We start from the raw sequence: 19,673 nt of genomic DNA, 5'->3' as shown, positions 1-19,673 counted from the left end.
CAATTGAGAAATAAATCAAACAAAGGAGAGGTATGAAATTTGATTTTTATGCAACGCTAGTTACTATGGTTATAGTATTGCTTCTAGGCGTTTTTGTCATTAAAAGGGTAAAATTTCTTCGTGATTATAATATCCCTGAACCAGTTGTTGGTGGTGGAATAGCTGCGATTATTCTTTTAATCTTACATAGTTCTTTTTCATTAAATATTAAATTTGATGAATCTATGAAAGATCCACTAATGCTTGCATTTTTCTCAAGTATTGGTTTGTTGGCTGATTTTGCTTCACTTAAAAAAGGTGGTAAAAAGTTAGCAATTTTTTTAGTAGTAGTTGTAGGTTTACTTTTTGCACAAAATATAGTTGGTATAGGTGTGGCAAGTGCTATGGGACAAAATCCACTTATGGGGCTTATAGCAGGTTCTGTTACAATGAGTGGTGGTCATGGTACAGGTGCAGCTTGGGCAGCTGAATTTATCAAAGAACCTTATTTATATTCTAGTGCAACTACTGTTGCTATTGCTTGTGCAACTTTTGGACTTATTTCAGGTGGTATTATAGGTGGTCCTGTTGCAAGATATTTAGTCAATAAATATAAACTAGTGGTTCCAAAACAAAATGATGATAAAGATGCGATTTTAAATTTCCAATCTCCAGAAAAAGAAAGATTGATCACTCCATCTTCTTTTATAGAGTCTTTAGCATTAATTGCTTTATGTTTATTAATAGGTAATGCTTTATCTACTTATATTAAAACAAATACAGGTTTTACTTTGCCAACTTTCGTGTATTGTCTTTTTGTAGGTGTTGTTTTAAGAAATGTTTTATCAGCTACAAAAATTCACCATGTGTTTGATAGAGAAGTTTCAGTTTTAGGTAATGTAAGCTTATCTTTATTTCTAGCTTTAGCGTTAATGACTATTAACCTTTGGGATCTAGTAACCCTTGCACTGCCGATGTTGGTAATTTTAATAGTGCAAGTTGCTATGATGGCTGCTTTTGCTATATTTGTAACCTTTAGAGTATGTGGAAAAGACTATGATGCAGCGGTTTTAGCAGCAGGTCATTGTGGTTTTGGTTTAGGTGCTACTCCAACAGCTATGGTCAATATGCAAACTGTAACAAATCACTATGGTATGAGCCATATGGCATTTATTATTGTACCTTTAGTAGGCGCATTTTTCATAGATATAGTAAATGCCTTAGTGATTAATGCTTTCTTGTATCTACCATTCTTTCATTAAAATCATCTAGCACTAAATTGGTGCTAGATTAAATTTTTTTATCTTTACTCTTACATAAATGATTTAAAAAACACTCTTTACATAAAGGATTTTTAGCCTTGCATGTATAGCGTCCAAAAAGCACCATAGCTTGATGAAGATAGTTTAGATTATCTTTAAAAATTTTAGTTAAGTCTTTTTCTGTTTCTTCAGGAGTTTTAGCTTTGCTAAGATTAAGTCTGTGAGAAACTCTAAATACATGGGTATCTACAGCCATACAATTAGCCCCACACCATTCTATCATCACCACATGTGCAGTTTTTTGTCCTACTCCTGCTAGAGTTTTTAAATCTTGCTCGTCCATTGGAATTTCACCATTAAATTGCTCGCAAACTGCTTGAGCCATTTTGATTAAATTTTGTGCTTTATTATTATAAAATGAGCAAGAATTAATCAAAAGCTTTAAAGATGATAAATTTGCTTTAGCTAAATCTTGCACGCTAGGATAAGCTTTAAATAAAGCCGGCGTGATGAGATTGACCCTTTTGTCAGTACATTGTGCTGAAAGCATAACACAAACTATAAGCTCGTAAGCATTGCTAAAAACTAATTCTGTTTTTGCTTGTCCAAAATGCTCTAAAAACAATTTTTTAATTTCTAAATTTCTTTTCATAAACTTATTGTATGTTAATCGGCTTTAAATAAAGTTTAGATATAATAAAATCAACAAAACTATTTCAAAGGAAAAACAATGAAAAAAATTTCTTTAGTTGCTGTGGCTTTATTAACAGGTTTAAGTTTAAATGCTGCGGTGGTTGCAACCCTTGATGGAAACAATATTAGTGATACAGAGGTAAATGAGTTTTTTGCTCCTATGTTAAGAGGTGCTAAAATCACTGATTTGCCGGCTGAACAAAAAAAAGCAATTATTGATCAATATATCATTCAACAACTTGTATTAAAAGATGCTAAAGCTCAAAAAATAGAAAATGATCCTTCATATAAAGAAGAATTAGAGCGTGCTAAAGAAGCTATTTTGGTAAATATCTATCAAAAGAAAATTTTTGATTCAATTAAAAACAATGATGCTAAAGCTAAAAAATTCTATGAAGCAAATAAAGATAAATTTACTAAACCAGCTCAAGTAAAAGCTAAACATATTTTAGTAACTAGTGAAAAAGAAGCTAAAGATATTATTGCTGAGCTTAGTAAATTAAGTGGAAAAGCTTTAAATGATAAATTTGCTCAACTTGCAAAAGAAAAATCAATTGATAAAGGCTCTTCAGCTCAAGGTGGTGATCTTGGTTGGTTTGCTGAATCAACTATGGTAAAACCATTTGCTGATGCAGCTTTTTCTATGAAAAAAGGTACTATTTCTAAAACACCTGTAAAGAGTGATTTTGGATATCATATTATCCTAAAAGAAGATGCTAGAGCAAAAAGTACTATGAGCTATAATGAAGTAAAAGCAGGTATTGAAAGCAATATCAAAATGGAAGAATTTAAAGAACTTATGAATAAAAAAGCTCAAGAACTTCTTCAAAAAGCAAAAGTGGAATACAAATAATGGGTGTACTAGATCTTGTTAAGCCAGGTGTTTTAAGTGGTGATGATCTAAATATCGTATATAATCATGCAAAAAAAGAAGGATTTGCCATCCCTGCGGTAAATGTCGTAGGGACAAATTCTATCAATGCGGTTTTAGAAAGTGCTAAAAAAGTTAATTCACCTGTGATTATTCAATTTTCAAATGGTGGAGCTAAATTTGTAGCAGGAAAAACTTGTCCAAAAGCTGATGTACTTGGCGCTATAAGTGGTGCAAGACATGTGCATTTAATGGCAAAAGCTTATGGAGTTCCGGTAATTTTACACACAGATCATGCTGCTAGAAAACTACTTCCTTGGATTGATGCTTTGATTGAAGCAAATATTGAGTTTAAAAAAGAAACAGGCAAACCTTTGTTTAGCTCTCATATGATTGATTTAAGTGAAGAGGATTTAGAAAGCAATCTAGGCACTTGTGAAAATTATTTAAAACAAATGTCTGAACTTGGAATTTCTTTAGAGCTTGAGTTAGGATGTACAGGCGGTGAAGAAGATGGAGTGGATAATACTAATATCGATAATGCAAAATTATACACTCAGCCTGAAGATGTAGCATTAGCTTATGAGAGACTTTCTAAAATTAGTGATAGATTTTCAATTGCAGCTAGCTTTGGTAATGTACATGGAGTATATAAACCAGGAAATGTGATTTTAAGACCTGAAATTCTTAAAAACTCTCAAAATTATGTAAAAGAAAAATTCAATCTTGGCGAAGAAAAACCAATCAATTTTGTTTTCCATGGTGGCAGTGGTAGTGATATAGAAGATATCAAAGCAGCACTTAGCTATGGTGTGATAAAAATGAATATTGATACAGATACACAATGGGCTTTTTGGGATGGTGTTAGAGAGTATGAACTAAAAAATAAAGCTTATTTGCAAGGACAAATTGGTAATCCAGATGGAGAAGATAAGCCAAATAAAAAATATTATGATCCAAGAGTATGGCTTAGAGCGGGCGAAGAGAGTATGATTAAACGCTTAGAGTGTGCTTTTAGCGATTTAAATTGTATCGATAGAAACTAAGAGTTTTATAACTCTTAGTTGATTTTCCTGTGAAGATTTTAAATTTTTAGAGTAAAATTAACAAAGGTTTATAAAATGGAAGTTAAAACAACTGATGATTTTTCTGATCTTGTATTACCTGAGGGAAAAGGTAGTACAGGGATTGTTGCTTATTTAAAGATTATTTTTATCCCTGCTATATTGTATATTTTAGTGCTTTTAGGATATTTTGGAAAAATTGATTTTAAAGTAGAATTACATAGTGTTGTAATGATAGGGATTATCTTTTTGGTGGCTTTGATTTTTGCTAGACACAGTGCTGATTATGCTTCAAGTATTTTTGAGCAACAAAAAGATGAATTTAAGCTTATATTAAAACGCTATATTATGAAGCATTTTTTAGTTATAGGTAAAGAAACAAAGTCAAATGCTAGTTTTGATGATTTTGCTTATGCTTATGTGAAAGATTTGAGAAATGAAAATTTTGCTTCTGTGGGTGCAGCTATTTTTCCTATGCTTGGTATTTTAGGAACTTTTATAAGTATAGCCATGTCTATGCCAAATTTTAATTCAAGCGACACAGCAGGTTTAGAACAAGAAATTTCAGTTTTATTAAATGGAGTAGGAACAGCCTTTTATGTATCAATTTATGGAATTTTTTTAGCACTTTGGTGGATATTTTTTGAAAAATACGGCAGTAGTAAGTTCCAAAAACTTCTAAATCGTCAAAAAAATGCAACAAGCGATTTTTTCTGGTCTAAAGAAGAAATTGATAGAAAATACCTTCAAGAAAGTTTGCAACATTTTGAAAAAATAGGCACGATTTTTGAGCATGTGAGTAATGAGGAATTTTTTAAAGAATTAGATAATACAATAGATAGAAAATTCAAAGTTTTTCATGAGCTTGTAAATGCTGAGGAAAAAGCTGTAAGATTAAGCAGTGAGCATGTAAAACAAACTATGAGCGATTTATCTAAAACCCAAAGAGAGCAAAAAGATATAGTTAAAACTTACAGTGAGATTGCAAATGCGGTAAATATGCTAAATTCAAATATAAAAGATTTAACTTTAAGAATTTCAGAGCAATACAATAGACTTTTGGATGTGAGCTCAGATAAGATTGTGCATTTAGATAAAAGCGTGAGTGCTTTAGATGAAAAGGTGAATAATTTTTCAAATAATATTGAAAAATATCAAAATCTTATGCTCGATAATCAAACTAAGCTTTTTGAAGGCTTTAGGGCAAGTATTATAGAGGGTATGCATACTTTTAAAGAAGCTTATGAAGATGAAAAAAATATTGATGAAAAAATTTCACTAATGCAAGAATTTAAAGAAGAAAGCAAAGAATTAGATGAGCAAACCACACAAGTTATTGCAAAGCTTGAAAATCAAAAAGAAGATGAAAAAATAGATGATAAAAAATAATTCTAATAATGAAGAAAATAATTTTTGGATAGCTTATGCAGATTTAATGGCAGGTTTGCTTTTTATATTTATTTTGCTTATTGGAGCTATAGTTGTTAAGTATGTTTTAACTCAAAGTGATTTGCAAATCATAAAAGAAAATCTACAAAAGCAAGAAGAGCGTTTAAGAGAAAACAAAGAGGAATTAAACCAAAAAGAAGATATTTTAAAAAATCTTAGTCAAAAATTAAATAATACTTCAAGTACGCTTGATGATGTTAATAAGCAAAAACAGGCTTTAGAGGCTAATATTACTAAACTTAATCAAGATTTAAATTCAAGTTTGGATGAAAAAGATCAGCAAATTTTTGCTTTGCTTGAGAGATTAAACAAAAAAGATGAAGAAATCAAAGAATTAGAGCGTAATTTTGATGAGGCAAAAAGTAAAATCAAAGAACTAGGTTTAATCAAAGAAAATACCATTAAAAATCTTCAAGCTAAATTTGACACTAATATTACTTTAGATTCTAATACAGGGGCAATAGTTTTACCTTCTGAAGTGCTTTTTGATACAAATTCTTTTACGCTAAAAGCACATGCAAAAGAAAATTTGAAAGCGATTTTAACGCAGTATTTTGACAATATTTTAAAAGATGAAAATATCTTAAATAGCATAGAAAATATAGTTATAGAAGGCCATACAGATAGTGCAGGTTCTTATATATATAATCTTGATTTATCACAAAAAAGAGCTTATGCTGTGATGAGTTTTATACATTCATTTTACAAAGATCCAAGATTGCAAAAACTTTTAATGGCAAGTGGTAGGTCTTATTCTGATGTGATTATGAAAGATGGTAAAGAAGATAAAGAAGCAAGCCGTAGAATAGAGATTAAGTTTAATATCAATACAAATAATGCTTTAGAAAAGGTTGAAAAATACCTTGAAAGCAAGTAGAATCGATGTTTTAAAATACAAAGATTTTGAATTTTTACTCAAAAGAGATGATTTATTAGGTTATATCAATGGAAATAAGGCTAGAAAACTAGCCTTATTTGAAAAAAACAAACATTTATTTAAAAAAGGACAAAGATTTATTTCTTTTGGTTCTTCTCAAAGTAATGCTTTAGTTGCTTTAGCTAAGTTTTGTTACGAAAATGATTTTTCACTTATTTTTGTTTGTGAAAAAATGAGTTCTTTTTTAAAAGAAAATCCCCATGGAAATTTAGATTTTGCATTAAAACATAATGTGGAGTTGATAGAAAATACAAATTATCCTACAAGAAGATTGCAAGCTTTAGCTTTAAAAAAAGATAATGATATTTTTATAGAAGAGGGTGTGGCTATAAAAGAAGCTGAATTTGGATACCAACAACTAGCCTTAGAGTTTAGTAAGCAGTTGGGTGAAAATGTAAGTATTTTTTTACCCTCAGGCACAGGAACTTCTGCAGCTTTTTTGGCTAAACATAGTAAATTTAAAGTTTTTACATGTGCTTGTGTGGGAGATAGTGCGTATTTAAAAGGGCAAATTTTAAGCTTAGAACCAAATTATGATTTTAATAATTTAGCCATATTAAACCCACCTAAAAAATATCATTTTGCTAAGCCTTATTTGGAATTTTATGAGCTTTATCAAGATTTAAAAAAAGAATGTGGGGTGGAGTTTGATCTGCTTTATGATATGGTGGGTTTTAAAACTTTATTAGCTCATAAAGAGCAACTTGGTGGAAAAATCTTATATATCCATCAAGGAGGCCTTGAAGGAAATATAAGCATGTTAAAGCGTTATGAATATAAACTAAAAAATGCCAAAATAAAAAATCACTAAGATAATCAAAGGTATAATAAATTTAACATAATAATACCATAGTTTAAAAATACTTCCTTTTAGGGTATTTTGATTAGAAAGTTCATAAATAGCATCTTTTTTAAGCACCCAACCTACATATAGACAACAAAAGAATGCGGTTAAAACAAAGAATATATTTCCACTAATAAAATCAAAGCTATCAAAAATATTTTTTTCTTTGATGATAGTAATATCTTTTAAAGGACCATAAGTAAGTATACATGGTAAATTTCCCAAGACAAAAATACTTCCAAGTGTTAGATTGATAGCGGTATTTTTAGCTAGTTTAAATTTTTCTTCTAAAACACTGATGATTACTTGATAAATTGGTAAGCTTGTGGTAAGTGCAGCGATGATTAAAAGCAAAAAGAAAAACACGCAAATTATACTTCCAAAAGGTATATGTGAAAATGCAACAGGTAGGGTTTTAAAAACCAAAGATGGCCCACTATCAGGGGTTAAACCTACGCTAAATAAAGCAGGGAAAATCATAAAACCAGCAAGTACTGCTATGAGGGTATTTAAAATTCCTGTATAAACAGAAGTTTTGATTAAATTCTCATTTTTTTTAAGGTGAGATGATAAGGTTATCATTACCCCAAAGCCTAAAGATAGGGCAAAAAATACTTGTCCTAAAACATCTATAAATAATTTAGGAGTGATTTTGGAAAGATCAGGAGTAAGGTAAAATTTCACGCCCTCACTTGCTCCTTCAAGAGTTAAATTGCGTGCAACAACAACCAAAAGGCAGATAAACAAAAATGGCATAAGGTATTTTACTGATTTTTCTATGCCATCAATCACACCTTTTTTTAAGATAATCCAATTAATTATCACAAATATAGTAGTAAAAATTCCTATTAATAAAGGATTATTTTCTATGGTTGAGTTATAAAATTCGCTTGTATATTGAGCGTTAATGGGACTTGAAAGATTAAAATCACCTATGATAATTTTAAAAATATAAGCTAAAACCCATCCGCCTATTACCATATAATAAGCCATGATTCCAAAACTTCCCAAAAGTCCCATATAGCCAACACCTTGCCAAGAATTAGATATTGTAACTCCATCGCTTGTTTTTCCGCCAAAAGCATCGACTGAATTTAGCATTCTGCGTCTTCCTATGACATTTTCGACCAAAATCACAGGAATTCCTATAAAAATCATAGCTATACAAAAGGCCAAAACATAAGCACCGCCTCCATTTTCACCTACTAAATATGGAAAACGCCAAGTGGCTCCAAAACCAATAGTCGCTCCTGCTACTGTAAGGATATAAGTTAGCGTATTGCTCCAAGTTTGTCTTTGCATACTTTTTCCTTGTCAAATTTAAATAAAAAATATTTTAAGATAAAAAATAATACCATTATGCCAAATTTTTATTTATTTTTTTATCAAATTAAAGGAAAATCCATGCAAAAAAAGAAAATTTTGTTTTTAGGTGCAGGATATGCTACTTTATCGGCTATAAAAGCTTTACCTGATGAGTTTTTTGAAAAAGCACAAGTGAGTTTGATTAATAACAATTCTTATCATTATCATACTATTTTACTACACAAAGTAGCTTCCAATGAAGATATTTATAGTTCAAAATATGATCTTTTGCCTTTATTAAATCCAAAAATCAACTTTATCCAAGATGAAGTTTTAAAAATTTCTAAAGACAAAGTTTTTACTAAAAATAATGAATTTGACTTTGATATTTTAGTATGTGGACTTGGTTTTGCTAAAGAAACTTTTGGTATTAAAGGTATGCAAGAATATGCTTTGAGTATAGACAATTATGAAAATGCTTTAAAAATTAATGAAATAATATATGAGAAAATAAAAAATTACAAAACCACCCAAAATGAAGATGATTTAAAAATCACAGTTTGTGGTGGGGGCTTAAGCGGTGTTGAATTTGTAGCTTCTTTAGCTAAAGAGCTTAAATTCTTTTGCCAAAAAGAGCAAATTGCTTATGAAAAATTAGAACTTTCTATTATTGAAGCTATGGATCAAATTTTACCTATGTTTGATAAAAGTTTGGCTTTAAAAGCAAGGCAAAGGCTAGAAGCACTTGGTGTGAAAGTATATGAAAAATCTAAAATAACAGAATGTGAAAAAAATGGTATAAGACTTGATGGAGGAGAATTTGTTAAAGCTAATACTATTATTTGGACTGCAGGGGTTAGAGGCAGTAGTGTTATAGAAAATAGCTCAGATTTTTCAAGCACAAGATCGCGTGTAGAAGTAGATGCTTTCATGCATCCATTAAATGTTGAAAATGCGTCAAGATACTTTTTTATAGGTGATAATAGTTTATTTAAAAATCCTAAAACCAATACCCCTTATCCTCCAACAGCCCAGCTTGCATTAAGAGAAGGAGCTTATGTAGCTAAAGCTTTAATGGCTATGATTGATGAGAAAGATTTTAAACAAGAATTTTCTTTTATAAGTGGAAATACCGTTTGTTCAATCGGAAAGGATTATGCAGTTGGAACGGTTTTACATAAACCAATTAGTGGTCTTTTGGCAATAAAACTTAAAATTTTTATAGAAAAACTATGGCAATATCAGCTTATAGGGATAAAAGGATTTTTTAAATAAACATATAAGAATTATCATAAGTATGATTTAATCTAGCCTGAATGCTTTCTTTCCATCCTTTTGCTAGGGTGGAAATTTTTTCTAATTTTTCTAAAGAATTTGAATTTTTAAGAGGATTAAAAAATAATTGATTTAATTCCATAATACTTAAATTAGTTTCATCTTTTTGTAAGATTTTGATTTTGTCATTTTTGTTTATTATACCTTCTTTTAAGACTCTATAATACCATCCAGTTCTTCCACTTTTGAAAATTTCTTGAGTGAAATTTAAGTGATTGTGTATGCTAGAAATTTTAAAACAAGGTTTGCGCGGTTGACTTACTTGTAAAATACAAGTTCCTATTTCATGTATATCTCCGCAACAAACATTATTTTCATTTAAACCATCAATACTTAAATTCTCTCCCATTTCTCCAAAATTTAAGTATTGATTTAAATAATTACTCCATAAAGTATAGTTTTGCACACTATTTGCAAAAACAACTTTTTCTAAATGTCCATGATGGATTTTATCAGCTATTTCATTATCACGAATACAATCTATATAAATCTGCAAAGAATTTAAATAAATATCCTTGATAAATGCTGAATGAAATTCATTATAGTTTTTGATTTTACCAATTTGTAAAGATTTAATAGAGCTCATTAAGGAACTTTACTTAAAAACTCATTTGCATCTACATAGCCTATAATGCGTCCTTTTTCTTCGCCTTTGTTAAAAAATATCATCACAGGAGGCCCAAAAACTCCAAATTCTTTCATAAGAGCTAAATCTTCTTGGCTATTATGTGTTACATCTGCTTTTAAAAGTGTGTAATTAGCAAGCAAATTTTGTACTTTCGTATCTGTAAAAGTATATTCTTCTAAAAGTTTGCAGTTTTCACACCAAGCGGCTGTAAATTCAAGCATGACTGGTTTGGTAGAATTTTGTAATTCTTGCTTAAGCTCTTTTAAGTTTTTAATGGTTTTAAAACTTAAACTAGAGTTATTTTCTTTTGAAGCAAGATTAAACTCAAGAGGTTTTAGTAAGCTTTTTGAACCCATTGAACCACCTAAAATCAGACTTAAACTATAAGCTAAAACCAAAATCATACTTGCTTTTTTAAATTTATCAAAATTAGTTTTTGCTTCATCAAATAAACCCATAAAGCTAGCAAAAAACACCCCTATAACCCCATAAAGCATTAAAATGATATTTGCACTAAGTATTCTTTCTAGCATCCAAACTGCCATGATGAGCATGATAAAACCAAAGAAAATCTTTATCTTAAGCATCCAAGCTCCACTTTTTAAAAAACTTCCTCCAAGTCCTATTAAAAGTAAAGGTATGCCCATACCAAAACTCATCACAAATAAAGAAAGCCCTCCTAAAAATACATCACCACTATTAGTAATATAAAGCAAAGCCCCTGCTAAAGGTGCAGCCACACAAGGTCCTACAATAAGAGCTGATAAAAAGCCCATGATAGCTATACCAAAAACTCCATTTTTGCCTTCTATTTTTTTATTAATAAAATTTTGAAATTTAAGTGGTAGTTGTAATTCATAAAGGCCAAACATGGAAAGTGAGAGCAATACAAAAATACCCGCAAAAGTAATGATAATCCAAGGTTGTTGTAATAAACCTTGTACATTAGCTCCCGCAAGTCCTACTAAAGCACCTGCTATAGCATAAGCTAAAGACATAAAAAAGACATAGATAAAAGATAAATAAAAGCTATGTTTTTTAGATGGTTTGTTTTTGAGTTTCATTGCGATTAATGAAGAAAGAATAGGTATCATTGGTAAAATACAAGGAGTAAGTGCTAATAATAAGCCATAACCAAAAAAAGTTAAAAGTGTGATAAATATATTTTGCGTGCTTAAATCATTAGCAATTTGCTCATCTTCATTTTGCTTTTTAAATTGATCTTTAGCGGATTTTATAGTATAAATTTCATTTTGTTTATTAAGTTCATAATTTACATATACAGGACGATAGCATAAACCATCTTCTGAGCAACCCTGATAAGCTAGGGAAAGTTTTGCTTTGTTGTTTTTAATAAAATCATCTAATAATAATTGAGGTATGAAAAGTTCAAGTTGGCTAAAAATTACTTCTTTGTTTTCTCTAGTTTGAGTTTGTGGGAAATTTAATAAAGAAGTAATGTCGTTAGAGTCTAATTCTACTTTGATTTGATCTTTGTAAAGATAAATTCTATCTGCGAGATTGATTTTTAAAAAAATTCCTTGATTGTTGCTGTGAGTATTGAGTTTAAAAGCTTCATTGAGTGATAATACTCCATTATTAGCAAAAGCTAAATTCAAAAAAATAAAAAATACCGCTAAAAAACGCATTTTTCTCCTTGAAACTAAAAATTAAATTTATTTTATTTTACTTATTTGTGGTAAATTTAAGTTAATAATTATCCTAAATTAAGGAGCCTGTTATGGACAAGGACAAATTTACTCTCATTAAGGTAAAAAAATCAACACTTGAATATGAAAGCGAGCTTAAAAGGCTACAAATTGAGCTTTTGAAATTTCAAAATCATGTTAAAGATAAGGGTTTAAAGGTTTTGATTTTAATCGAAGGACGCGATGCGGCGGGAAAGGGTGGTGCTATTAAAAGATTAATTGAGCATTTAAACCCTAGAGGTTGTCGTGTGGTAGCGCTTGAAAAACCAAGTGATGTAGAGAAAACTCAGTGGTATTTTCAACGTTATGTAACACATTTACCTGCAGCAGGAGAGATAGTGATTTTTGATCGATCATGGTATAATAGAGCAGGTGTTGAACCTGTGATGGGCTTTTGTACTCCAAATGAGCATAAAAAATTCTTGCGCGAGGTGGCTTCTTTTGAAGAGATGTTGCTTGATAGTGGAATTTTATTTTTTAAATTTTATTTTTCAGTTTCCAAACAAGAACAAAAAAGACGTTTTGAACAAAGAAGAACAGATCCGCTAAAACAATATAAACTATCTCCAGTCGATGAAAAATCCCAAGAATTGTGGGATAAATACACTCTAGCAAAATATTCTATGCTTTTAGCTTCTAATACACCAAAATGTCCTTGGGTGATTATTAATTCAGATAGTAAAAAGAAAGCAAGGATTAATTTATTTAAGTATTTACTTAGTGTTTTGGAATATCCAAATAAAATTAAAAATAAGTATTTTAAATACGATAAAAAATTAGTGCGTAGTGGTGAAGAAGAAATTCGCAAAATGGAGCTTAGCTTAAATGATGAAAAACTTAAAAAATTTGATAAAAAATAAGGGATAGAATTGAGTCATCTTTTTATAGTACGTAGTAAATTTAATGAACATAAAAAAATTAATCTAAAAGTATTTTTATTCAATGCTTTTTTGTTGGTTTTTTTATTGTTTTTATTTTTTTATTTGTCTTTTTTAAGCGCTAGTTATAATTTTGATTTTAAAGCAATTTATGAATATAAAGATAAAATGATACAAGGCTTTTTTACGAGTTTTTTTATTAGTGTTTTATCTTTGATTGTAGGTATGATTTTTGCTTTGATTTTATGCTATATGAGTCTTTGTAAAATCGTGCTTTTTAATATGTTTGCAAGAGTTTTTATAGAGCTTATTAGAGGCACACCTTTGCTAGTGCAAATTTTATTGATTTATTATATTTTTGCAGATAATTTGGGGCTTGATAATCGCTATGTTTGTGGAGTTTTGATTTTAGCTTTATTTACTAGTGCTTATATTTGTGAAATATTTAGAGCAGGGATTTTAAGTGTTGATAAAATGCAATACGAAAGTGCTAAGGCTTTGGGTTTGAATGAGTTTGAAATTTATAAAAGCGTAATTTTTCCTCAAGCTTTAAAAAATATCTTAGCGCCACTAAGTGGACAACTTAGTAATTTGATCAAAGATAGCTCTCTTTTAAGCGTTATAGCTATTTCAGAATTAACGCAAAATGCTCAAGAAATCAATGCTTTCACTTTTTCAACTTTAGAAATTTATATTCCTTTGGCACTTTGTTATTTGATTTTAACTTTACCTATTTCTATGTTTTCAAGAAAGCTTGAAAAGAGTTTTTCTTAAAAGAAAAACTCAAGCTTTTGTTCTTTGAAAACTTCTTGCATATCTTTGAGATATTTTTGACTTAGTTTATCAAAAAAACCATTTTCTTTAGATTTTAAAATAAACTCATTGAGTTCTTCTTTTAATTTAGTATTGTTTTTATTTATAGCTATGGCCCATTGCTCAGGTGTTTTTTCAAAAGGGGTAAAAATAGCTTTTGTTTGCTCAGGATGTTTTTTCCATGCTTTATAAATGCTCATTTGATCATAAATAAAAGCATCAGCTTTAGCTTGAATGACTTCTAAAATAGCTGCATTTTCTTTATCAAATACTAAGATTTTTGCGTTTTTAAGATTTTTTTGAGCATATAAATGTGCACTTGAACCTCTTTTTAAAGCAAGGATTTTTTCTTTTTGATTTAAATCTTCTATGGAATTAATATTTGATTTTTTAGCGCTTAATATCGCTAAATTTGCCTTAGCATAAGGCAAGGTAAAATCTATTATTTTTTTTCTTTGTTCACTTATACTCATAGAAGACATGATGAGATCTATTTTTTGAGTTCTTAAAGCAGGTATAAGTCCATCCCAAGCTATGTTTTGGATTTTTAAATCATAGTTTTTTTCTTTGGCAAAGGCTTGTAGAAACTCTACACTAATACCACTTGGATTACCTTTAGTATCGCTCATTTCAAAAGGAGGATAAGCTAATTCCATACCTACAATTAATTCTTTTGCATTGAGTGTAAAAAACAATGCAAGTAGTAAAATAATTTTTTTCATTTTTTTCCTTAATTTAGTTTTTTTATAAAACAAATAATTTTATTAACTTCTTTGAAGCCACATTGCATATGGAAATTAAAACTATCAATATTTTGTAATTCGCAATCACTAGCAAATTCACTAATTTTTTGATTTAAAATCCATTGTTCGCAATATGTTAGTAGTTTTTTCGCATAATATTTTTTTCTGAAATTTTCTCTAATGTAAATTCCTTCTAGATATCCTACTGGAATACTAGAACTACCTTCTACATAATCATACCTTATACTAACATATGCTAAGCCTATACACAATTGCTGTATTTTAAGTAAAAATACAGCATATTTTTGATCTTTTAATATATTTTCAAATTCATGCTTTAATTTTACAATGGGTTTGTTAAACAATAAACTTGCTAATATTAATACATCTTCTAAATCATTAATGTTTGCTTGGTAAATTTTAAAATGATCCAAATTTAGCTAAAGCCCTTTCATAATCTTCTTTTGTATCTATACCTATGCTTTGGCTTTGTATTTTTAACATTTTGATTTTTTTGCCATTTTCTAAGGCTCTTAATTGTTCTAATTTTTCGCATTCTTCTAAAGCTGAGTTTTTCAAAGTGCAAAATTCTTGTAAATTTTTAACCCTATATGCATAAATTCCAAGGTGGGCTTTAAAATTTTGTTTATAGTTTGCCCTTTCATAAGGAATTTTAGATCTTGAAAAATACAAAGCATAATCATTACTATCAGTAACTACTTTAACCAAATTTGGATCATCACAAGCTTTTGCATCTATTTCTTTATAACAACTACTCATAAAACAAAGCTCATCTTTAAAAGCTTTTTGGCTAAATTCCTTAAAATCTTTAATATTTTGTGTTTCTATAAAAGGCTCATCAGCTTGGACATTAATGATTAACTCATTTTCATTTAGTTTTAAAATTTGACAAGCTTCATTGATCCTATCAGTGCCACTTTCGTGATTTTTACTTGTTAAAACTGCTTTTATATTGTGTTTTTGTGCTATTTTTAAAACCTCTTCATCATCAAGCGCCACACACACTTCATCAACTTCTTGCATTTTTTTAGCCGTATAAATAAACATAGGTAAATTATCAATCTTGCATAAAATTTTATTTTCAAAACGACTTGATTTTAATCTTGCTGGTATGATTATCATTGTTTTATCCATTCTATAATAGTTTGTTTTAGATTTTTGAGTTTGCAAACTTGATTTTGCTTTTGTGTGCTTGTAAATAAACTTGCAATATTTGGATGAATTTCTTGTTTAAATTCTTTTGCAAGTTCTTGCATACAAGCTTGTTCATCTTGGCATTCTTTGCTATAAATTGCTTGATACATGCTTGGAGTAAATTTACTCCATTGTGCTGTGGAAGTGATAAGCGTAGTAGTGTTAGAATCAAGCATTTTAAAGCAAGTGCAAGTGTGAGGATCTAAAAGTCCTAAGTGGCTGTATTGTTTGATATATTGCATACACTCATCATCATTGCAAAAATCAGCTTCAAAGTCTTCTTGTAAAAGCTCTAGTTCTTTTTGGCTAAGCTCATAATATTTTTCATTCTTTAAAGCCTGCATAAGTTCTTTGGTGCGTTCATCTTTAAATTTATCAAAAAGTAAGCGTTCTATATTTGATGATATAAGTATATCCATAGCAGGGGAAATAGTCTTTTGCAAGCTTTTATTTCTTAAATCATATTTGCCTGTATTAAAAAACTCACTTAAGATATTGTTTGAATTGGAAGCAATTTTAATTTTACCTATATTTGCTCCCATTTTTTTAGCATAATAAGCTCCCAAAGCATCGCCAAAATTTCCACTTGGAATGATAATATCTATTGTTTTGTCAATTTTTAAACTAGCATAGTAATGATATATGATTTGAAAAAGTATTCTTCCAAAATTAACTGAATTTGCAGCACTTAGACTTAACTTTTCTTCTTTTAAAGTATTTTTAAAATCCTCATCATTTAAAAGTGTTTTTAGAGCATTTTGTGCATCATCAAAATTACCTTCAATGGCTATGGATTTTAAATTGCTTGCATTTGAGTGTGTCATTTGTAAAGCTTGAGTTTTACTTGTGCCTTCATTTGGGTAAATACAAACTACTTTTATACCTTTTTTATTTTCAAAGCTTTTTAGTGTAGCAGGCCCTGTATCACCACTTGTAGCGCACATGATTAAAAAATCATCATCTTTTTTTAAGTATTCTAAAAGCACGCCAAAAGGTTGCAAAGCCATATCTTTAAAAGCTCTTGTTGGCCCATGGAATAATTCATTAATATAAAGCTTATCATTAATTTTTCTTAAATTAATAGGGCAGGTTTTATCGTCAAAACTCTCGTAAGTTTTCAAAGCTTTTTCAAAAACTTCAGGCTCTAAATCAAATTCAAATGCAGCGATAATTTTTAAAGCTAATTCTTTGTAGTTTAAATTTTTTAATGCTTTATTATCAAGCTTTGGTAGATTAAGTGGAGCGTATAAAGCATTATTAGGTGCACTAGGGCTAAGTAAGGCTTTTGAAAAGCTTACTTGATGGTTTTTATCTTGGGTTGAGTGTAGTAACATTTTCTTCCTTTTTGTTAAATTGATGAATATAATCTTGCAAAACTTGCTTAAAGCTATCTTTTAAAATAATATCAAGATGAATTAATTCTGTTTTAAAGCCAAAATCTTTTACTTTCACATAGTCTTTAAAGGTTAGCATTAAGGTATCACAATTGTGTTTTTTTAAAAGTTTTTCTAATTCTTCTTTTTTGAAAGTATAATGATCGGCAAAAAAATAACAAGCCCTAGCTTTGATAAAATGCTCATATAACCTAAAAGGTTTTGCAATAGAGCTTATTAAAACTGCTTTTTGATTTTCTTTTACATGAGAATAACGCACAAAGTCTTCATTTTCTTTAGCTATAAAATCAGCCCTTTTAGCAAAAGATTTTGGCAAACGATAAGCCCCGCTAGGTAGAGTAAAATCAAAAAATGGCTCATCTTTACTTTGCAATAAAATATTAAGTTTTTTAATATGAAATTTAGAAAAAGCATCATCTAAAAGTATGATTTTTGCTCCAAGTTCGATAGCTTTTTGTATGCCTTTAACCCTATCTTCGCTTACTATCACTCCATTAATGTGCTTTGTAAGTGCATATTCCATAGCTTCATCGCCACTTTCTTTAATATCGCATAAAATTTCATCTTTATGCTTAACGATGATTAAGCCTTTACTTTGTCTTTTATAGCCTCTTAAGATAATAAAACAATTTTCAAACTCAGCTGCTATGGCTTTACAAATGGGAGTTTTTCCATTGCCTCCTAGGGTTAGATTACCTATGCTTATAATGGGTAAATTAAAATCAAGTTCTTTTTTAAATTTAGTATTTAAAATAGCTATAATCATATATAAAAAGCTAAAAGGCAAAAGCAAAAAGGCTAGAGTTTTTTGCAAAAAATTAGGTTTAAAAAAATAGCGATCAAGCCAAGTCATATGTATTCTTTAATGTTGTTGGAAGTTTTCTTTTAAAGGCATTATTTTGCACACGCTCTAAGACTAAATTTTTTAAATTTTCATCAAATTTTTCCAAGCTTTGATTATTTTCTAAAGCTTTTAAAACTTCATCTAAAACTTCATATTTATAGCCAAGATCTTTTTCATCGCTTTGATTTGGCCAAAGATCAGCACTTGGAGCTTTTTGTATGAAATTTTCATGCACACCCATAAATTTAGCAAGCTCAAAAACTTCACTTTTATAAAGTGTAGCCAAAGGATTAAAAGCACAAGCTAAATCCCCATAAATAGTTCCATAACCAAGCATAAGTTCGCTTTTATTAGAAGTGCCTACCACTAAAGCATTATGTAAAGCTGAATAATCATAAAGCAAGCTCATACGCACTCTTGCAGCTAAATTTCCAAAGCGTAAATGGTTTAAGTCTTGACAAATTTTTTCATAAGCACAAAGTACTTCATCAATATAAATGATCTTATGATGAATTTGCAAATGATCACATAGCATTAACGCATCATCTAAATTTTCTTTTTTAGAATGTTTTGTAGGCATTAAAAGCACAAAAAGTTTTTCACCCACTGCTTTTTTGCAAAGATGAGCTACTAAAGCTGAATCTATCCCACCGCTTAAACCTAAGATGAGATTTTTATCTCTTGCTTGTTCTTTTATAAAATTGATCAATAATTCTTGTAATTTTGTATAATTCATAAAAAATCTTTAAATATTAATTTTTTAAAATTATATTTGATTTAGTTAAAAGGAAGTTTATATGCGTATTTTGAAACAACCATGTGGAATGTATGAAACAAATTGTTATATTATAGATCATAATAATAAGCAAATTATTATCGATCCAGGTGAAAATGCTTATGAGTTTATCAAAGAAAACGCAAGCAAACCTTTAGCTATTTTAAATACTCATGGTCATTATGATCATGTTTATGATAATGCTAAAGTTAAAATGGCCTATGAAATTCCACTTTTTATCCATAAAGATGATGCTTTTATGTTAAAAGATCCTTTTAATTATGGTTTTGAGCATTCAAATGCTGATGTGTTAATAGAAAATGAAAATGAATTTAGTATAGATGAGTTTAAGTTTAAATTTCATCATTTCCCAGGGCATACTCCAGGGTGTTGTATGATAGAACTTGTGGGTGAAGATGTGCTTTTTAGTGGAGATTTTTTATTTTACCGTAGTATTGGTAGATGGGATTTTCCTTACTCAGATGCAACTAAGATGAAAGAGAGTTTGTTTAAAGTTTTAGCTTATGAAAAAGATTTTAAGCTTTTTCCAGGACATGGAGAAGAAAGCACTTTAAAAGAAGAGCAAGAAGTAATTCCTGCTTGGTTAAGGTATTTTCACTAATGGATAAGGTTTTATATTTTTTAAGTTTTTTACTGATTTTAAGTGCGATTTTGAGTTTATTTAAACCCAAAGAAACAAAAAAGAAATTTTTTCACAAATGTCCATGTTTTAGAGCGGTGGAAAATGGTTTAATGAGTAGAATTTGCATTTATGCAGGAAGTTTTGGTTTTATGTATTCTGTGCTTTATATAGGATTTGGAGTGTATGATAAAAAGCTTTTTATGATTTTGCTTTTATCTTTTGCGATATGGTATTTTGCTTGGGTTTTAAAAAAAGAGTAAAAAACTATCATTAAAAATGTTAAAATACTTTT

General features: G+C 29.3%; 21 protein-coding genes. 11 read left to right on the top strand and 10 right to left on the bottom strand.

Going from position 1 to position 19,673, the window contains the following annotated elements; translation table 11 throughout:
• The first annotated feature begins 32 nt into the window (after nucleotides 1-32).
• Nucleotides 33-1,241: a sodium/glutamate symporter gene (gltS, locus tag CAMP5053_RS03175; RefSeq protein WP_087699901.1), complete on the top strand. Its 1,209-nt coding sequence runs from the start codon at nucleotides 33-35 to the stop codon at nucleotides 1,239-1,241.
• A gap of 28 nt (nucleotides 1,242-1,269) precedes the next feature.
• On the opposite strand, the gene nth is transcribed toward gltS, so the two are convergent.
• Nucleotides 1,270-1,893 (bottom strand): endonuclease III, encoded by a 624-nt coding sequence (gene nth / locus CAMP5053_RS03170; RefSeq protein ID WP_214136143.1) that lies wholly within the window; start codon nucleotides 1,891-1,893, stop codon nucleotides 1,270-1,272.
• A gap of 78 nt (nucleotides 1,894-1,971) precedes the next feature.
• Here nth and CAMP5053_RS03165 point away from each other — a divergent pair, with 78 nt between their 5' ends.
• The 5 genes from CAMP5053_RS03165 to CAMP5053_RS03145 all read left to right on the top strand — a co-directional run bounded on the left by CAMP5053_RS03165 (nucleotide 1,972) and on the right by CAMP5053_RS03145 (nucleotide 7,066).
• A complete protein-coding gene (locus CAMP5053_RS03165; protein WP_337217240.1) occupies nucleotides 1,972-2,787 on the top strand; it encodes a peptidylprolyl isomerase in 816 nt (271 codons plus the stop codon).
• Entirely contained in the window at nucleotides 2,787-3,851 is a 1,065-nt protein-coding gene (fbaA, locus tag CAMP5053_RS03160) for a class II fructose-bisphosphate aldolase (RefSeq protein ID WP_214100396.1), read from the top strand. Before CAMP5053_RS03165 ends, fbaA begins: the two co-directional genes overlap by 1 nt.
• 75 nt (nucleotides 3,852-3,926) lie before the next feature.
• Nucleotides 3,927-5,258 (top strand): MotA/TolQ/ExbB proton channel family protein, encoded by a 1,332-nt coding sequence (locus CAMP5053_RS03155; RefSeq protein ID WP_337217239.1) that lies wholly within the window; start codon nucleotides 3,927-3,929, stop codon nucleotides 5,256-5,258.
• A complete protein-coding gene (locus tag CAMP5053_RS03150) occupies nucleotides 5,245-6,195 on the top strand; it encodes an OmpA family protein (RefSeq protein WP_214100397.1) in 951 nt (316 codons plus the stop codon). The genes CAMP5053_RS03155 and CAMP5053_RS03150 overlap by 14 nt, the downstream gene beginning before the upstream one ends.
• The gene (locus CAMP5053_RS03145; protein ID WP_337217238.1) at nucleotides 6,182-7,066 is read left to right on the top strand and encodes a 1-aminocyclopropane-1-carboxylate deaminase/D-cysteine desulfhydrase; all 885 of its coding nucleotides are present in this window, start codon (nucleotides 6,182-6,184) and stop codon (nucleotides 7,064-7,066) included. Before CAMP5053_RS03150 ends, CAMP5053_RS03145 begins: the two co-directional genes overlap by 14 nt.
• Here CAMP5053_RS03145 and CAMP5053_RS03140 read toward each other — a convergent pair.
• Nucleotides 7,037-8,401, bottom strand: a complete 1,365-nt coding sequence (locus tag CAMP5053_RS03140; protein WP_337217237.1) for a sodium-dependent transporter — start codon at nucleotides 8,399-8,401, stop codon at nucleotides 7,037-7,039. The genes CAMP5053_RS03145 and CAMP5053_RS03140 overlap by 30 nt on opposite strands.
• A gap of 102 nt (nucleotides 8,402-8,503) precedes the next feature.
• Between CAMP5053_RS03140 and CAMP5053_RS03135 the strand changes: the two genes are divergently transcribed.
• Nucleotides 8,504-9,679 (top strand): NAD(P)/FAD-dependent oxidoreductase, encoded by a 1,176-nt coding sequence (locus CAMP5053_RS03135; protein ID WP_261544826.1) that lies wholly within the window; start codon nucleotides 8,504-8,506, stop codon nucleotides 9,677-9,679.
• On the opposite strand, the gene CAMP5053_RS03130 is transcribed toward CAMP5053_RS03135, so the two are convergent.
• Nucleotides 9,672-10,325, bottom strand: a complete 654-nt coding sequence (locus CAMP5053_RS03130; RefSeq protein WP_337217236.1) for an MOSC domain-containing protein — start codon at nucleotides 10,323-10,325, stop codon at nucleotides 9,672-9,674. The two genes, CAMP5053_RS03135 and CAMP5053_RS03130, sit on opposite strands and share 8 nt — an antisense overlap.
• Nucleotides 10,325-12,016, bottom strand: coding sequence for a protein-disulfide reductase DsbD (dsbD, locus tag CAMP5053_RS03125; RefSeq protein ID WP_337217235.1), 1,692 nt, complete (start codon nucleotides 12,014-12,016; stop codon nucleotides 10,325-10,327). Before dsbD ends, CAMP5053_RS03130 begins: the two co-directional genes overlap by 1 nt.
• A gap of 92 nt (nucleotides 12,017-12,108) precedes the next feature.
• Here dsbD and ppk2 point away from each other — a divergent pair, with 92 nt between their 5' ends.
• Together ppk2 and CAMP5053_RS03115 are read left to right on the top strand one after the other, a co-directional pair.
• Entirely contained in the window at nucleotides 12,109-12,936 is an 828-nt protein-coding gene (gene ppk2, locus CAMP5053_RS03120) for a polyphosphate kinase 2 (protein WP_087699924.1), read from the top strand.
• Nucleotides 12,937-12,945: 9 nt separating this feature from the next.
• On the top strand, nucleotides 12,946-13,728 hold the full coding sequence (locus CAMP5053_RS03115; RefSeq protein WP_442863254.1) for an amino acid ABC transporter permease: 783 nt from the start codon (nucleotides 12,946-12,948) through the stop codon (nucleotides 13,726-13,728).
• Here the strand turns inward: CAMP5053_RS03115 and CAMP5053_RS03110 are convergent.
• From CAMP5053_RS03110 to CAMP5053_RS03085, 6 genes are read right to left on the bottom strand one after another with little or no spacing between them, the layout of a single operon-like run.
• Nucleotides 13,725-14,489, bottom strand: coding sequence for a transporter substrate-binding domain-containing protein (locus CAMP5053_RS03110; protein ID WP_214136154.1), 765 nt, complete (start codon nucleotides 14,487-14,489; stop codon nucleotides 13,725-13,727). The two genes, CAMP5053_RS03115 and CAMP5053_RS03110, sit on opposite strands and share 4 nt — an antisense overlap.
• A gap of 8 nt (nucleotides 14,490-14,497) precedes the next feature.
• Nucleotides 14,498-14,944, bottom strand: coding sequence for an aminoglycoside 6'-N-acetyltransferase (gene aac(6') / locus CAMP5053_RS03105; protein WP_087699930.1), 447 nt, complete (start codon nucleotides 14,942-14,944; stop codon nucleotides 14,498-14,500).
• Entirely contained in the window at nucleotides 14,931-15,653 is a 723-nt protein-coding gene (gene kdsB / locus CAMP5053_RS03100) for a 3-deoxy-manno-octulosonate cytidylyltransferase (protein ID WP_337217234.1), read from the bottom strand. Before kdsB ends, aac(6') begins: the two co-directional genes overlap by 14 nt.
• A complete protein-coding gene (gene thrC / locus CAMP5053_RS03095) occupies nucleotides 15,650-17,059 on the bottom strand; it encodes a threonine synthase (RefSeq protein WP_337217233.1) in 1,410 nt (469 codons plus the stop codon). Before thrC ends, kdsB begins: the two co-directional genes overlap by 4 nt.
• Nucleotides 17,034-17,972 (bottom strand): tetraacyldisaccharide 4'-kinase, encoded by a 939-nt coding sequence (locus tag CAMP5053_RS03090; protein WP_337217232.1) that lies wholly within the window; start codon nucleotides 17,970-17,972, stop codon nucleotides 17,034-17,036. Before CAMP5053_RS03090 ends, thrC begins: the two co-directional genes overlap by 26 nt.
• On the bottom strand, nucleotides 17,959-18,699 hold the full coding sequence (locus tag CAMP5053_RS03085; protein WP_214100407.1) for an NAD+ synthase: 741 nt from the start codon (nucleotides 18,697-18,699) through the stop codon (nucleotides 17,959-17,961). The genes CAMP5053_RS03090 and CAMP5053_RS03085 overlap by 14 nt, the downstream gene beginning before the upstream one ends.
• Nucleotides 18,700-18,760: 61 nt before the next feature.
• Here CAMP5053_RS03085 and CAMP5053_RS03080 point away from each other — a divergent pair, with 61 nt between their 5' ends.
• The gene (locus CAMP5053_RS03080; protein ID WP_337217231.1) at nucleotides 18,761-19,360 is read left to right on the top strand and encodes an MBL fold metallo-hydrolase; all 600 of its coding nucleotides are present in this window, start codon (nucleotides 18,761-18,763) and stop codon (nucleotides 19,358-19,360) included.
• Nucleotides 19,360-19,641: a hypothetical protein gene (locus tag CAMP5053_RS03075; protein ID WP_337217230.1), complete on the top strand. Its 282-nt coding sequence runs from the start codon at nucleotides 19,360-19,362 to the stop codon at nucleotides 19,639-19,641. Before CAMP5053_RS03080 ends, CAMP5053_RS03075 begins: the two co-directional genes overlap by 1 nt.
• Nucleotides 19,642-19,673: the final 32 nt, after the last annotated feature.

The organism is Campylobacter sp. S4:11 (assembly GCF_024723695.1).
Taxonomy (GTDB): Bacteria; Campylobacterota; Campylobacteria; order Campylobacterales; family Campylobacteraceae; genus Campylobacter_D; species Campylobacter_D jejuni_C.
This window is presented reverse-complemented; position numbering and strand designations above follow the sequence as displayed.

Coding starts and splice junctions, on each gene's coding strand:
- CAMP5053_RS03135 (WP_261544826.1), top strand. CDS start 8,504: ATGCAAAAAAAGAAAATTTTGTTTTTAGGTGCAGGATATGCTACTTTA.
- thrC (WP_337217233.1), bottom strand. CDS start 17,059: ATGTTACTACACTCAACCCAAGATAAAAACCATCAAGTAAGCTTTTCA.
- CAMP5053_RS03150 (WP_214100397.1), top strand. CDS start 5,245: ATGATAAAAAATAATTCTAATAATGAAGAAAATAATTTTTGGATAGCT.
- CAMP5053_RS03110 (WP_214136154.1), bottom strand. CDS start 14,489: ATGAAAAAAATTATTTTACTACTTGCATTGTTTTTTACACTCAATGCA.
- nth (WP_214136143.1), bottom strand. CDS start 1,893: ATGAAAAGAAATTTAGAAATTAAAAAATTGTTTTTAGAGCATTTTGGA.
- CAMP5053_RS03130 (WP_337217236.1), bottom strand. CDS start 10,325: ATGAGCTCTATTAAATCTTTACAAATTGGTAAAATCAAAAACTATAAT.
- fbaA (WP_214100396.1), top strand. CDS start 2,787: ATGGGTGTACTAGATCTTGTTAAGCCAGGTGTTTTAAGTGGTGATGAT.
- CAMP5053_RS03075 (WP_337217230.1), top strand. CDS start 19,360: ATGGATAAGGTTTTATATTTTTTAAGTTTTTTACTGATTTTAAGTGCG.
- CAMP5053_RS03090 (WP_337217232.1), bottom strand. CDS start 17,972: ATGACTTGGCTTGATCGCTATTTTTTTAAACCTAATTTTTTGCAAAAA.
- kdsB (WP_337217234.1), bottom strand. CDS start 15,653: ATGATAATCATACCAGCAAGATTAAAATCAAGTCGTTTTGAAAATAAA.
- CAMP5053_RS03165 (WP_337217240.1), top strand. CDS start 1,972: ATGAAAAAAATTTCTTTAGTTGCTGTGGCTTTATTAACAGGTTTAAGT.
- ppk2 (WP_087699924.1), top strand. CDS start 12,109: ATGGACAAGGACAAATTTACTCTCATTAAGGTAAAAAAATCAACACTT.
- CAMP5053_RS03080 (WP_337217231.1), top strand. CDS start 18,761: ATGCGTATTTTGAAACAACCATGTGGAATGTATGAAACAAATTGTTAT.
- CAMP5053_RS03155 (WP_337217239.1), top strand. CDS start 3,927: ATGGAAGTTAAAACAACTGATGATTTTTCTGATCTTGTATTACCTGAG.
- CAMP5053_RS03085 (WP_214100407.1), bottom strand. CDS start 18,699: ATGAATTATACAAAATTACAAGAATTATTGATCAATTTTATAAAAGAA.
- gltS (WP_087699901.1), top strand. CDS start 33: ATGAAATTTGATTTTTATGCAACGCTAGTTACTATGGTTATAGTATTG.
- dsbD (WP_337217235.1), bottom strand. CDS start 12,016: ATGCGTTTTTTAGCGGTATTTTTTATTTTTTTGAATTTAGCTTTTGCT.
- CAMP5053_RS03140 (WP_337217237.1), bottom strand. CDS start 8,401: ATGCAAAGACAAACTTGGAGCAATACGCTAACTTATATCCTTACAGTA.